We start from the raw sequence: 13,337 nt of genomic DNA, 5'->3' as shown, positions 1-13,337 counted from the left end.
CCCCTACTGTGTCGGTGGTCAGTGCCTCTTCTTGGTTCGCTTACCGGACGGGCGGGCACCCGGCCGCGGAGACTGGTCTGCCTCTCGGTACCGCCGGGCCGGAGCGTCGGACTGGCCGCGGCCGGTCGCTGCCACCGCGCGCCGTTCGGCGGCGGCGCCTGCCCGTGCCGCGGCGATGCCGGAGCGCTTGGCCAGCACCCGCTTGGTGTGCGCGGCCACCGGGCCCCAGCGCTCCTTGATCGAGACGAGCAGCGGGGTGGCGAAGAAGATCGACGAGTACGTGCCGACCAGCAGACCGACCAGCTGCACCAGCGCCAGATCCTTCAAGGTGCCGACGCCGAGCATCCACACCGCGATCACCATCAGGCCGACGATGGGCAGGATGCCGATGAGCGCGGTGTTGATCGACCGCATCAGCGTCTGGTTCACCGCCAGGTTGGCCTGCTCGCCGTAGGTGCGGCGGCTCAGGTGCAAGATACCCCTGGTGTTCTCCTCGACCTTGTCGAACACGACGACCGAGTCGTAGAGCGAGAAGCCGAGAATCGTCAGGATGCCGATCACGGTCGCGGGGGTGACCTCGAATCCGACCAGCGAGTACACGCCCGCGGTGACCAGCACGTCGAAGACCAGCGCGGCCAGCGCGGCGATCGCCATGTCGCGTTCGAAGCGGACGGCGATGTAGATCGTGACGATCACCAGGAACACCGCGAGCGCCCGCAGCGCCTTCGAGGTGATCTGGCTGCCCCAGGTCTCGCTGACGTCGGAGGTGCTGATCGCGGCCAGGCTCGGGGTGCCGTTCTTGTCCTTGGGCTTGAACTCGGCGAACAGCGCGGCGTTGAGCTTGTCGACCTGCTGCTGGTTCAGCGCCTCGGAGCGGATCAGCATCGTCGCGGTCGACCCGGTGCCGACGGTCTGCACGGAGACCGCGTCGGTGCCGATCGCGTCGCGGTACACCTCCTCCACCTGGGAGGTGGTGGCGCTGCCCGCCGGGAACTGGACGCGCGAGCCGCCCTCGAAGTCGATGCCGAAGTTGAAGCCGCGGAACACGATGCTGGCCAGTGCGATCAGCACGATGACAGCGGTGATGCCGTACCACATCCGCCTGCGGCCGATGACATCGATCGCGCCGGTTCCGGTGTAGAGCCGGTTGAAGAAGCCGTGCTGGGGCGCGTTCGGTCCGGGGACGAAATCGTCGAACGGCCGCTCGGCGTCCTTGCGCAGCGAGGGGCTGGTCTGGCTGTTGGTCATCGCGTCCTCACGCCTTCTGCGACTGCGGCTTCTGCGGCCCGGCGCTCGCGCGCGACCTCTTGGATCGCACCGAGCCCGTTGACCGACGGTTTCGACCAGAACGGGCTCCGCGAGGCCAGCAGCACCAGCGGCGCGGTGACCAGGAACACGACGACCACGTCGAGGACGGTGGTCAGGCCGAGCGTGAACGCGAAGCCCTTCACCTGTCCGGCCGCGAGCGCGTACAGCACCGCGGCGGCGATGAAGCTCACCGCGTTACCCGACAGGATGGTGCGCCGCGCCCGCTGCCAGCCGCGCGGCACGGCCGAACGGAAGCTGCGGCCCTCGCGGATCTCGTCCTTGATGCGTTCGAAGAACACGACGAACGAGTCGGCGGTCATACCGATACCGATGATCAGACCGGCGATGCCCGCCAGGTCGAGCGTGAAGCCGATCCATCGCCCGAGCAGCACCATGATTCCGTACACGGCCAGGCCGGATGCGACCAGCGACAGACCCGTCAGGAAGCCGAGCATGCGGTAGTAGACGAGGCAGTAGAGCAGCACCACGGCCAGACCCACCGCGCCCGCGATCAGTCCGGCGCGCAGCGAGGAGAGGCCGAGGGTCGCCGAGACGGTCTCGGCCTCGGAGGTCTGGAACGACAGCGGCAGCGAACCGTACTTCAGTGTGTTCGCCAGTTCCTTGGCCGACTTGGCGGTGAAGGAACCGGAGATCTGGGTGGTGCCGCCGAGCTGCGGACCCGCCTGCACCTGCGGTGCGCTGAACACCTTGGAGTCGAGGGTGAACGCGACGCGCTTGTAGAGGTACTCGCGGGTCAGGTCGGCCCACGCGTCGCTGCCGGTCGACTTGAACTCCAGGTCGACCACCCAGCGCGACTGCTGCTGATCGAGGTTGGCGACGGCGTTCTTGATCTCCTGGCCGTCGATGCGGCTCTTGTCCAGCAGGAAGACCTCGGTGCCGTCCTGCGAGCAGGTGACCAGCGGCAGGCTCGGGTCGTCGTTACCCGCGAGCGGATCCGGCTTGGTGCAGTCCAGTGCGAGCATCGCGGCCTGCTGGGTGGCCTGGTCGGTGCTCTGCCGTGTCGCCTTGGCCGTCGCGATCTCGCGCTGCGCCTCTTCCTGCGGTGTCAGGTTCGGGTCCGCGGGCTCGGTCGGCGCCTGCGCGGGGAAGACGCGCTGCTGCGGCGCGGGCACCTCCTCGGCGGGCGCTTCCGGTGCGGGAGCTTCCAGCGCGGGCGCTACCGGCGCGGGAGCCTCCGGTGCGGGAGCCTCGGCCGGAGCGGGCGCGGGGACAGGCTGTCCGGCGTCCGGCGCGGGCTGCTGCGCGGGCGGCGTCTGCGGCATGGCAGCGCCCTTGGGCACGGCCTGCAGGACCGGGCGGATGTAGAGCTTGGCGGTGGTGGCGAGCGCGCGGGCCTGCTGGCCGTCGTCGCCCGGCACCGTGATCACGATGTTGTCGCCCTCGATGGCCACCTCGGAACCGGAGACGCCGAGACCGTTGACGCGGTTCTCGACGATCTCCTGCGCCTTCTGCAGGCTGTCCTGGCTCGGCTTGCTGCCGTCCGGAGTGCGGGCGGTCAGCGTGACCCGCGTGCCGCCCTGCAGATCGATGCCGAGCTTGGGGGTTGGGGCCTTGTCACCGGTGAAGAACACCAACGCATAGATCACGGCCAGCAGCGCGGCGTAGACACCGAGCAACCTGAGCGGATGCGCCGATCCTTGGGAAGGTGGCACAGTTCGTATCTCCTAGGCGGGAAGTCGAGGGTGGATCAGGCGCGCACACGCGTGTGCCGCCGGACGCCGCGGCGTCCGGCGCGCGGTCGTGGCGCAGCCGACGTCAGTCCTTGGTCAGCCGGGTCTCGGTCTGCTCGGGCGTTTCCTCGGCGGCAGGCGCCGGGGTCTCGTCGGTACCGGTCTCGTCGGCGGTCGTCTCATCGACGGTGCGGACCTCGCGGATCGCCTGGCGCAACCAGGTGGTCACGACGTCCTCGGCGATCTCCAGGTCGACCGTGTCGTCGTCGAGGTCGACAACAGTGCCCCACAGACCCGACGTAGTGGTTACCGCGTCGCCGATCTTCAGGCTTTCCTGCATGGCCGTGACCTTCTCGGCCTCCCGCTTCTGGCGGCGGACACCGAGGAACATCGGCACGAGCAGGGCTACCAGTAGCAGCGGAAACAGAAGTTCCATCGTCGAAGTCAGTCCCTGTCTTGTGGGTGGGAGTGGACAAGTACCACCACAGTCTGCCAGCTGTTGTCGGCACTGCCACACCGGCACACCCTTGACGTGCGCCACGCCTCCCGTTCCGAGCGGCGCGCGACACGCCCGCGCATGTCCGCTTCGGCGGTCTTTTCCGCCGGTCAACCGTGCCATAAAGGCAAAGAAAAGCCCCGCGACCAGGCATTTCCCGGTCGCGGGGCGATGGAGCGGATCAGGCCGACACGCCGTAGACGTAGTCGTCGAGCGGGAAGCTCACCGCCTGGCGGTGCGTGCTGACGGTGCTGTTCGGGCGCAGCAGCGCGGCCTCGCCGTGCTGGTTGAAGTAGTAGCTGCGGGCGCTGGCGCAGTCGCCGCCGTAGAACACCGAGGAGCCGAGCTTGTCGGTGACGGTGTCCAGGAAGCGGGCGTTGGCCGCCTCGGTCACCTCGAAGGTGGTCTCGCCGCGCCGGAACAGCTCGCCGAGCAGCCTGCCCATGTGCTTCATCTGGGCCTCGATGGTGGTGAAGTAGGACAGACCGCTGTAGGAGTACGGGCTGTTGAGGCTCAGGAAGTTCGGGAACTTCGGCACCGTGATGCCCTCGTAGGCCTGGAAACGGTTGTCGCGCCAGAACTTTCCGAGGTTCGCCCCGTCGCGGCCGATGATCTCGACGGCCGGGAAGTTCACGTCCCAGAGGTTGAAGCCGGTGGCCAGGATCAGCGTGTCGATCTCGGTCTTGTGCCCGTCGGCGGTGACGATGCCGTCGGCCTCGACGTGGTCGATCGAGTTCGTCTCCAGCCGCACGTGCGGCTGGTTGAAGGTCTTGAAGTAGTGGTTGGAGAAGGTGGGACGCTTGCAGCCGAAGTCGTAGTGCGGGGTGAGCTGCTCGCGGGTCCGCTTGTCGCGCACCTGCGCGCGCAGGTGCGCCTTGGCGAGCAGGCCCGCTCCCTTGTTCATCGCCTTGGCCTGCTTGAAGTGCAGCACGCCGACCACCATCAGCGCCTCGAGCAAAGAGGTGTTGACCATGCGCGCGGCCTTCTGGGTGACGGGCGCCTTGGCGAACAGCTTCTGCACCGGCGCCGGGATCGGCGCGTCGACCTTGGGCACGACCCAGATCGGGGTGCGCTGGAAGACGGTGAGCGCGGCGGCCTTCTTGGCCACCTCGGGCACCAGCTGCACGGCGGTGGCGCCCGTTCCGATGATCGCGGCGCGGCGACCGGTCAGATCGAAGTCGTCCTCCCACGCGGTGGTGTGGATGATCTTGCCCGCGAAGGTCTCGATGCCGGGGAACGGCGGCGTGTAGGGCTGGGAGAGGAAGCCCGTCGCGGTGAGCAGGTAGCGGCCCGTGACGGTCTCACCGCCCGCGATCGAGACCACCCAATGTTGCTGCTCCTCGTCCCAGCGCGCGCCGTCCACCACGGTTCCGAAGCGCATCCTGCGGCGCAGGCCGTACTTGTCGGCGACGTGCTCGGCGTACTTCTTGAGCTCCTTGCCGGGGGCGAACAGCCGCGACCAGTAGGGATTGGGCTCGAAGGAGTACGAGTAGGTCACCGAGGCGATGTCGACCGCGAGGCCGGGGTAGCGATTGACGTGCCAGGTGCCGCCGAGATCGCTCTCGCGCTCCAGGATCACGTAGTTGCTCAGGCCGAGCCGGTCGAGCTCGATACCCGCCCCCATGCCACCGAATCCCGCACCGACCACGACAGCGTCGAATTGAGGCGCCACGTCGAACCTCCAGAAATGTGAATCAGTTGTCACGGAATGACACATCATTCCGTTTGTGACGACAGTATCATTGCCAGGGTGACGAAGCCATCCACCCGTGCGCCCCGGTCGGCGGCCGGAAACGCGCTGCAGCGACGCAAGGCCGAATTGCGGCAGGAGATCATCGACACGGCGTTCGTCTGCTTCGCCGAGAAGGGCTATCACGCCACCGGCATCGCCGACATCGCCAGCCAGCTCGGTATCGGCCACGGCACCTTCTACCGATACTTCGCCAACAAGCGCGACATCATCGACCACGTCATCGACGACCTGTCCGCCCGCATCGTCGACGCGCTCGGCACCCAGAACGCCCCGGACGCGGCGGCCTCGCTGGACGAGTACCGCGCCCAGCTGGAGCGGATCGGCACGGCGCTGTCGCACATCCTCATCGAGGAGCGGCGCATCCCGCAGCTGCTGCTGTTCCACGCCACCGGCATCGATGACGAGCTCACCGCCCGGCTCTACGGGCTGCTCGACACGGCCGACGCACTGACCGCGGGCTATCTGGAGCACGGCGTCGAAATGGGTTACCTGCGCACCGATCTGGACACCGCCAACACCGCACGCGCGGTGACGGGCATGCTGCTCGCCGGCGTCATCCACGGCATGCGCGACCCGGACGAGGCGGCCATCCAGGGGTTGAACCAGGCGATCCGGCGGCTGCTCATCGACGGCGTGCGCAAGGACTGACGACCGCCCGTGCGAACCGCCCCCGGCGACTACAGTGTGGGTGCACAAGACCGCAGTGGTTCGCATGGGGGCGTTCGTGTTTGGAAGAGACGGGTTCGGACGAGACCGCGCAGTTCGAAATACCGGTATTCGCCCGGATGTGGGCGGCGATCCTGACACAATGTCGCGGATGATGACGCCCGAGGACGTGAGCCGCATCCATTTCGCCATGCCCACGGTCGGCCATCGCGGCTATCACGCGGGCGAGGTCGACGCGTTCATGGAATTGGTCGCCGCCACCCTCGACGGTCAGGGCGCGCTCACCGCCGACGACATCCGCCACGTCGTCTTCGGCGCGCCACGCTTCGGCGGCCGCGGCTACCAGGCCGATCAGGTGGACGAATTCCTGGACCGGGTGCGCGCGGAACTCGAACACCGCCAGAACGGCACGCGTCCGCTGCCCGCGGGCGGCAACGGCCCCGGCCCCGCTCCCCTGCTCACCCCCGACGACGTGCACCGGATGCGGTTCACTCAGTCCTCCGTCGGCCGCCGCGGCTACCACGAGGAAGAGGTGGACGCCTTCCTCGACCTGGTGGCGGCCACCCTCGCGCACGGCGGGCCGGGCAGCCTCACGGTCGGCGACGTACGCGCGGTCCGCTTCACCGAAGCGCGCCTCGGCACCCGCGGGTATCAGCGCGACGAGGTCGACGCCTTCCTCGATCTGGTGGTCACCGCGCTCGAGCACGCGCACCACTGACGCGCGCCGGACATCGATGCACACCGGGGCCGAATCAGCCCTGGATGCTGTGCAATTCGGCTTCGCGCAGGTCGTCGGGGAAGACGAAGCGGCGCAGCGCCCAGAAGCGGAAGGCCATGGCCAGCAGCACGCCGAGGATCTGGCCGGTGACGAAGTTGGCCACCGCCTGGGTCACCGGTCCCACGTACGGCACCCGCAGATCCAGCACGTACAGCGAGATCGCCTGCGGGATCATCGTGACCCCGATGCCGAGCGCGCTCACCGCGAAGAACAGCGCGGCCTCGTGGTGGCGCTGACGCCCGCCCCTGGTGCGGAACGACCACTCGCGATTGAGGATGTAGGACGCGATGGTGGCGATCAGCACGCCGAGCAGGCGGGCGGTGAGCGGCTTCTCGCCGAGCACCGTCAGTTTGGTGGCATAGACGACACCCGTGTCGATGAACCACGTGATGGCGCCGACCGTCGCGAACTTGAGCAACTCCCGATGCTCGATCGCCTTGCTGCGATACGGCTCGGGGATGCGGTCGAGCACGGATTGAACCACCGTCATGTCCCGACTCTATCGGTGCGGGTCCGACCGCGCCGGGCGCGCAACCCGGGCAATCGGCGAGACGAGGCGCACACCTGCGGTCCGGCTGCCGATGCCGAGCGCGCCGATCAGTCGAACAGATCCAGGGTCGGATGTGGTTCCCGGCCACGGACTTCGATCGAGCCGAACACCAGGTCGGGCGGCGGCACCAGACCGAGGTGCTCCCAGGCCGCGGCCGTCGCCACGCGCCCGCGCGGCGTGCGCGCCACCATGCCCGCGCGCACCAGGAACGGTTCGCAGACCTCCTCGACGGTGGCGGCCTCCTCCCCCACCGCGACCGCGAGGGTCGAGACGCCCACCGGGCCGCCGTTGAAGCTGCGGACCAGCGCGCCGAGGACCGCGCGGTCCAGGCGGTCGAGGCCGAGCGAATCCACGTCGTAGACCTCGAGCGCGGCCTGCGCGATAGGACGGGTGATCAGCCCGTCGGCACGCACTTCGGCGTAGTCGCGGACGCGGCGCAGCAAACGGTTCGCGATGCGGGGCGTCCCGCGGGAGCGGCCCGCGATCTCCGCCGCTGCGTCGGTCTCGATGGCTACGCCGAGGATCTGAGCCGAGCGCAGCAGGATCAGCAGCAACTCGTCGGGCTCGTAGAAGTCCATGTGGCCGGTGAAGCCGAAGCGGTCGCGCAGCGGACCGGTCAGCGCGCCGGACCGGGTGGTGGCCCCGACCAGCGTGAAAGGGGCGATGTCGAGCGGGATCGACGTCGCGCCGGGCCCCTTGCCGACCACCACGTCGACGCGGAAGTCCTCCATGGCCAGGTAGAGCATTTCCTCCGCGGGGCGGGCGATGCGGTGGATCTCGTCGATGAACAGCACGTCGCCCTCGACCAGATTGCTGAGCATGGCGGCCAGGTCGCCGGCCCGCTCCAGCGCCGGGCCGGAGGTGATGCGCAGCGCGGTACCGAGTTCGGCGGCGATGATCATCGCCATGCTGGTCTTGCCGAGACCCGGCGGGCCCGACAGCAGCACGTGGTCGGGGGTGCCGCCGCGCTGCTTGGCGCCGCGCAGCACCAGGGTGAGCTGTTCGCGGACCCGGGGCTGGCCGATGAAGTCGTCGAGCGATTTCGGGCGCAGGCTCGCCTCGATCTCCCCGTCGGACGTCAAATAGCTTGCGCTGACCGGGGATTCGGCCGCACCGGTTTCGTCGTAGTCCATCGCGGCCTATCGGTTCTTGCCGAGCAGCGACAGTGCGGCGCGCAGCGCGGTCGAGGTGTCGGCGGCGGGCTGGTCGGCCAGCACGGTGTCCACCGCCTGCTCGGCCTGCTTGGCCGGGAAACCCAGCCCGGTCAGCGCCTCGACGACCTGCTCGCGCACGGGGGTGAGGACGGGTGCGGGCGCGCTGCCCGGCGGGCCCGCCTGCACCGGAACGAGATTCACCTTGTCGCGCAGTTCCACCACCATGCGCTCGGCGCCGCGCTTGCCGATGCCGGGCACCCTGGTCAGCGCCGCGACATCGCTCTCGGCCAGCGCCTTGCGCAGCGCCTCGGGCTCGAGCACGGCGAGCACGGCCATGGCCAGGCGCGGACCGACGCCGGAAACCGTCTGCAGCAGACCGAACAGGTCGCGCGCCTCGGTGTCGGCGAAGCCGAACAGCGTCATCGAGTCCTCGCGCACGATCATCGCCGTGTAGAGGCGGGTTTCCTCGCCGCGGGTCAGCGCGGCCAGCGTCGAGGGGGTCGCGTTGAGCCGGTAGCCGACACCCGCCGCCTCGAGGACCGCGTGATCGAGCGCGATCTCCAGCACCTCGCCGCGTACCGACGCGATCACCCGCGCACCGCCTTCCGTTGTTCCGCCAGTCGTTCGGTGTAGCGCCGCCGCGCCTCGGCCGCCTTGGCCTCGGCCGCGGCCATCCGCTCCAGCAGCGGCGCCCGCCAACAATGACAGATCGCCAACGCCAGCGCATCCGCCGCGTCCGCCGGTTTGGGCGCGACCCGCAACCCGAGGATGCGGGTGACCATCGCGGTCACCTGCGCCTTGTCCGCGGTGCCGTTGCCGGTGACCGCGGCCTTCACCTCGCTGGGCGTGTGGAAGGCCACCGGGATCCCGCGCCGCGCCGCGGCCAGCGCGATCACGCCGCCCGCCTGGGCGGTGCCCATCGCGGTGCGCACATTGTGCTGGGCGAACACCCGCTCGATCGCGACCGCCCCCGGCCGGTGGGTGTCCATCCACTGCTCGGCGGCGTCGGCGACGCGCATCAGCCGCTGCGCCAGATCCATGTCCGCGGGGGTGCGCACCACATCGACGGCGAGTGCGGTGACTTTGCGGCCGAGACCACCCTCCACGATGCTGAGGCCGCACCGGGTGAGCCCGGGGTCGACGCCCATCACCCGCACGAATTCCCCTCTCACAGACACGAACAACTGTTCGAGAGTCTAACGGAGACCGGCGGGCCGGGTCACCAGCGACACGGTCCGCGCCCCGCTGGAACGCCGCCGGATGGAGGACGCCAGCGGCCGGAGCGCAGGCGGAGATACGCCTGATCGACGCAGCCGGAGGGACTCCGTCCTCAGCCTGCGCACGGCCGGAGCGAAGGCGGAGGTACGCCTATGCGCGTTCGGCGAACGCCGCGTACGCCCGTTGGTCGAAGAGCACGAAGCGCACGGTCCGGACTGCGGTGTCGGTCGCGCGGACGGTCTCGACCGCGATGCGCGCGCCGTCCTCGATCGGCCAGCCGTAGATGCCGGTGGAGATGGCCGGGAAGGCGACGGTGTCCGCGCCGAGTTCATCCGCGACCCGGAGGGATTCGCGATAGCAGGAGGCCAGCAGCTCGGAGCGGTCCTCGGTGGCCGACCAGACGGGGCCGACGGTGTGCACCACCCAGCGCGCGGGCAGCCTGCCGGCTGTGGTGGCCACCGCCTTTCCGGTGGGCAGGCCCTTGCCGTAGTGGGAAGCGCGCAGGTCGCGGCATTCGGCGAGGATCTCGGGCCCGCCTTTGCGATGGATGGCGCCGTCGACTCCCCCACCGCCGAGCAACGAGGAATTGGCCGCGTTCACCACCGCGTCGACCGCCTGCTCGGTGATGTCGCCGCGTACGAACTCGAGGGAGACCATGCCTCGGATTCTCCCGCGACCGGCGGTCCGATGAAAATACCGAGGCGGCGGCGTTCCCGGAACTACCATCGGACAATGAGCAACGGTGCGAAAGCCATCCTCGAAGGCGGGCCCGCGGACTTGCCCGAGCGGGTCGTTCCCATCACCCCGCCAGGAATAGAGCTCAAAATCCCCTTCAAGGGCGGTTACGAACACTTCAAGGTCACCCAGCGGCAGGCCGACACCGAGTCCGGTCGCCTGACCGTCTACGAGTGGTGTGACCGCACGAAGGTCGCCGAATAGCCCGACGGCGACCTCTCGGGTGGGCGACCCATCGATCCGGTCGCCCGCGGGTACCTCGCGGTCGTATCCGGCGCGAGCCGACCTACGTCACCCACCGCGAGCACCCGACGAATCGCCGTACCGCCCACCAGACGCCCGCTACCCGCCGATCGAGACCGCGATCTCGTCCTGACCGCGCGCAGGTCGGCGGCCGACCCGGAAAACGAGAACGAGCCCCGGCCGTGCGGCCGGGGCTCTTCATCGTGACGAATCAGTCGTCCAGCTGCGCGAGGACCTCGTCGGAAATGTCCACGTTGGTGTAGACGTTCTGCACGTCGTCGCTGTCCTCGAGCGCGTCGACCAGCTTGAACACCTTGCGCGCTCCCTCGGCGTCGACCGCGACCGACACCGACGGCTGGAAACCGGATTCGGCGGAGTCGTAGTCGATCCCGGCCGCCTGCAACGCCTTGCGCACGTCGATCAGATCGCTCGGATCGCTGATGATCTCGAACGATTCGCCGAGGTCGTTGACCTCCTCGGCGCCCGCGTCCAGCACGGCCATCAGCACGTCGTCTTCGGACAGCCCGTTCTTCTCCAGGGTGACGACGCCCTTGCGGTGGAACAGATAGGCCACCGAACCCGGGTCGGCCATGTTGCCGCCGTTGCGGGTCATCGCGACGCGCACCTCGCCCGCGGCGCGGTTGCGGTTGTCGGTGAGGCACTCGATGAGCACCGCGACGCCGTTGGGCCCGTAGCCCTCGTACATGATGGTCTGCCAGTCGGCGCCGCCCGCCTCTTCACCGCCGCCGCGCTTGCGGGCGCGCTCGATGTTGTCGTTCGGGACCGACGACTTCTTGGCCTTCTGAATGGCGTCGTACAGCGTCGGGTTGCCGTCCGGATCACCGCCACCTGTGCGGGCCGCCACCTCGATGTTCTTGATCAGCTTCGCGAAGAGCTTGCCCCGCTTGGCATCGATCGCGGCCTTCTTGTGCTTGGTGGTGGCCCATTTGGAGTGGCCGCTCATTCCCTGCTTCCTTCGGCTCGGTTGACGGACAACTCCCCAAGCCTAGTAGACGCCGTCGGCCCGGCTTCGGCCCCCATTCCCTCGTGCGACCGGGGCAGGACCCATCCGCCCCGCCCGGCGCGCCGAGAGACTCAGAGCGAGACCACGTACGCCTCCGGGAAGAACGCGTCCCGGATGTAGTTCGGCGACGCGTAGGCGAAGCCCTTGTCGCCCCACGCGGTGCCCCAGCTGTTGCGGATGATGAAGTGCCCGCTGGGCAGGTAGCCCACGATGGCCACGGCGTGCCCGCCGCGTTCGGTGCCCGCCGCGAATTCCTCCAGGAAACCGCCGTTGTCGGTGGCGCTGTCCCAGGTGTCGTCCACCATGAACCCGGCGAGGATCGGGCGGCCGTCGGCCAGCACGGTCCGCCATTGCTTGAGGTTCTTGGCGACGTTGAAATACGAGGCGATGCGCAGCGTGGCCGCGTGCGCCCAGAAGGTGTTCTCCTGACCGCGGTACATCTTGGTCTGGATGTGGAACGGCAGCCACGACTCCTCGACCACGCCGTACTTCTTGCAGACCTCGACGGCCGCCTTCAGTTCGGTGCCCGCGCCCTCGATGAAGGTCTCCGGCCGCTGGAAGAACGCGTCGGTCTCCTTGGAGGCCATCCATACGAACCGCGGCGAGATGCGGCGGTCGCTGTTCAGTTTGGTCGCGGTCACCAGGTGGTAGCGCATCAGTCCGTCGCCGGTTGCCCAGCCGACGCAGGACCCGGTGTCCTCCTGGTCACCGATGCTCCACCAGTCGCGGCGCAGGTCTACCGAGGACGGCAGCGCGCCGACGGCGCCGAGCGCGCCGACGGCCACGGCGTCGGCGAACGTCCAATCCCGCTCGGTGCCGCGGGACGGGACCAGATTGCAGATCCGGGCCTCGGCAGGCACCGGTTCTTCCTTGCCCGCACTGGGTGCGGAGATCACTTCGGTCATGTTCGTGCTTCGTTCGTCGGGTGGTGTCGCCACCACGGCCGGGTCGGTCGGGATCGCCCGGATGGAGCGATGATCCACCGCCCGCCGCGCCGAAGCGCGAGTACTCGGTTACCCGTTTCCCCTGCGCTGCCGTCGCGGACTACGCAGCGCGGACCATCTCGACGAACATGCGGTGCACCCGCAGGTCACCCGTCACCTCGGGGTGGAAGGAGGTGGCGAGCACCGCGCCCTGGCGCACCGCGACGATGCGGCCCGCGAACGGACCGGAGGGCACCGTCGCCAGCACCTCGACGCCCTCGCCCGCCCGCTCGACCCACGGCGCGCGAATGAACACCGCGCGCACCGGGCCGTCGTCCAGACCCGCGAAATCCAGATCGGTCTCGAAGGAGTCGACCTGGCGTCCGAAGGCATTGCGGCGCACCGTCATATCGATGCCCGACAGATGCTGGGCGTCCGGCCGGGTGTCGAGCACCTCGGAGGCCAGCAGGATCATGCCCGCGCAGGAACCGAAGGCGGGCATGCCTGCGCGCAGCCGCGCGCGCAGCGGTTCGAGCAGTTCGAAGGCCTCCAGCAGCTTGCTGATCGCGGTCGACTCGCCGCCGGGCAGCACCAGCCCGTCCACGGCGGCCAGCTCCGAGACCCGCCGCACCAGCACCGGCTCCGCGCCGCAGTGCGCCAGCGCCGAGACGTGTTCACGCACATCGCCCTGCAGGGCCAGAACACCGATGGTGGGCCGGGACGACGTCTGCCGCGCCGCGTTGGCGGGAGCAGCGACCGATGATGCGTTCATCCCGCCGAGCTTACGAGGCCGGGAAC

The 13,337-nt window shown here is 69.1% G+C and carries 15 protein-coding genes; 3 read left to right on the top strand and 12 right to left on the bottom strand.

The genetic code is table 11. The features are described 5' to 3' along the window. Nucleotides 1–18: 18 nt before the first annotated feature. The 4 genes from secF to NL1_RS24305 form a co-directional block, all read right to left on the bottom strand. Nucleotides 19–1,248, bottom strand: a complete 1,230-nt coding sequence (gene secF / locus NL1_RS24320) for a protein translocase subunit SecF (protein WP_067843698.1) — start codon at nucleotides 1,246–1,248, stop codon at nucleotides 19–21. After that, nucleotides 1,245–2,981, bottom strand: coding sequence for a protein translocase subunit SecD (secD, locus tag NL1_RS24315; protein WP_067843696.1), 1,737 nt, complete (start codon nucleotides 2,979–2,981; stop codon nucleotides 1,245–1,247). The genes secF and secD overlap by 4 nt, the downstream gene beginning before the upstream one ends. A gap of 103 nt (nucleotides 2,982–3,084) precedes the next feature. Then, nucleotides 3,085–3,435, bottom strand: coding sequence for a preprotein translocase subunit YajC (yajC, locus tag NL1_RS24310; RefSeq protein WP_067843693.1), 351 nt, complete (start codon nucleotides 3,433–3,435; stop codon nucleotides 3,085–3,087). Between the two features lie 241 nt (nucleotides 3,436–3,676). Then, a complete protein-coding gene (locus NL1_RS24305) occupies nucleotides 3,677–5,167 on the bottom strand; it encodes a flavin-containing monooxygenase (protein ID WP_067843691.1) in 1,491 nt (496 codons plus the stop codon). Between the two features lie 36 nt (nucleotides 5,168–5,203). On the opposite strand from NL1_RS24305, the gene NL1_RS24300 reads away from it, so the two are divergent. Further along, nucleotides 5,204–5,896, top strand: coding sequence for a TetR/AcrR family transcriptional regulator (locus NL1_RS24300; protein WP_084510910.1), 693 nt, complete (start codon nucleotides 5,204–5,206; stop codon nucleotides 5,894–5,896). Between the two features lie 169 nt (nucleotides 5,897–6,065). After that, nucleotides 6,066–6,632 (top strand): DivIVA domain-containing protein, encoded by a 567-nt coding sequence (locus NL1_RS39950; protein WP_281180855.1) that lies wholly within the window; start codon nucleotides 6,066–6,068, stop codon nucleotides 6,630–6,632. Nucleotides 6,633–6,666: 34 nt separating this feature from the next. Here the strand turns inward: NL1_RS39950 and NL1_RS24290 are convergent, their stop codons facing one another. From NL1_RS24290 to NL1_RS24270, 5 genes are all read right to left on the bottom strand, one after another. Continuing rightward, nucleotides 6,667–7,182, bottom strand: a complete 516-nt coding sequence (locus NL1_RS24290; RefSeq protein ID WP_067843689.1) for a GtrA family protein — start codon at nucleotides 7,180–7,182, stop codon at nucleotides 6,667–6,669. A gap of 107 nt (nucleotides 7,183–7,289) precedes the next feature. Beyond that, a complete protein-coding gene (gene ruvB / locus NL1_RS24285; RefSeq protein ID WP_067843686.1) occupies nucleotides 7,290–8,375 on the bottom strand; it encodes a Holliday junction branch migration DNA helicase RuvB in 1,086 nt (361 codons plus the stop codon). A gap of 6 nt (nucleotides 8,376–8,381) precedes the next feature. Further along, entirely contained in the window at nucleotides 8,382–8,987 is a 606-nt protein-coding gene (ruvA, locus tag NL1_RS24280) for a Holliday junction branch migration protein RuvA (RefSeq protein ID WP_067843682.1), read from the bottom strand. Next, nucleotides 8,984–9,553 (bottom strand): crossover junction endodeoxyribonuclease RuvC, encoded by a 570-nt coding sequence (ruvC, locus tag NL1_RS24275; RefSeq protein WP_067843679.1) that lies wholly within the window; start codon nucleotides 9,551–9,553, stop codon nucleotides 8,984–8,986. Before ruvC ends, ruvA begins: the two co-directional genes overlap by 4 nt. Nucleotides 9,554–9,764: 211 nt before the next feature. Then, nucleotides 9,765–10,271, bottom strand: a complete 507-nt coding sequence (locus NL1_RS24270) for an O-acetyl-ADP-ribose deacetylase (RefSeq protein ID WP_067843677.1) — start codon at nucleotides 10,269–10,271, stop codon at nucleotides 9,765–9,767. A gap of 75 nt (nucleotides 10,272–10,346) precedes the next feature. On the opposite strand from NL1_RS24270, the gene NL1_RS24265 reads away from it, so the two are divergent. Then, on the top strand, nucleotides 10,347–10,553 hold the full coding sequence (locus NL1_RS24265; protein WP_067779834.1) for a DUF5988 family protein: 207 nt from the start codon (nucleotides 10,347–10,349) through the stop codon (nucleotides 10,551–10,553). Between the two features lie 250 nt (nucleotides 10,554–10,803). Here the strand turns inward: NL1_RS24265 and NL1_RS24260 are convergent, their stop codons facing one another. From NL1_RS24260 to pdxT, 3 genes are all read right to left on the bottom strand, one after another. After that, on the bottom strand, nucleotides 10,804–11,556 hold the full coding sequence (locus tag NL1_RS24260; protein WP_067843669.1) for a YebC/PmpR family DNA-binding transcriptional regulator: 753 nt from the start codon (nucleotides 11,554–11,556) through the stop codon (nucleotides 10,804–10,806). 131 nt (nucleotides 11,557–11,687) lie between these two features. Continuing rightward, on the bottom strand, nucleotides 11,688–12,521 hold the full coding sequence (locus NL1_RS24255; RefSeq protein ID WP_084510915.1) for a C1 family peptidase: 834 nt from the start codon (nucleotides 12,519–12,521) through the stop codon (nucleotides 11,688–11,690). A gap of 139 nt (nucleotides 12,522–12,660) precedes the next feature. After that, nucleotides 12,661–13,311 (bottom strand): pyridoxal 5'-phosphate synthase glutaminase subunit PdxT, encoded by a 651-nt coding sequence (gene pdxT, locus NL1_RS24250; RefSeq protein ID WP_067843665.1) that lies wholly within the window; start codon nucleotides 13,309–13,311, stop codon nucleotides 12,661–12,663. Between the last annotated feature and the right edge of the window lie 26 nt (nucleotides 13,312–13,337).

The sequence above is a fragment of the Nocardia lijiangensis NBRC 108240 genome, from assembly GCF_001613045.1.
Classification (GTDB): Bacteria; Actinomycetota; Actinomycetes; order Mycobacteriales; family Mycobacteriaceae; genus Nocardia; species Nocardia lijiangensis.
Note: the sequence above shows the minus strand (reverse complement) of the source record. Positions and strands in the feature narration are given on the sequence as shown.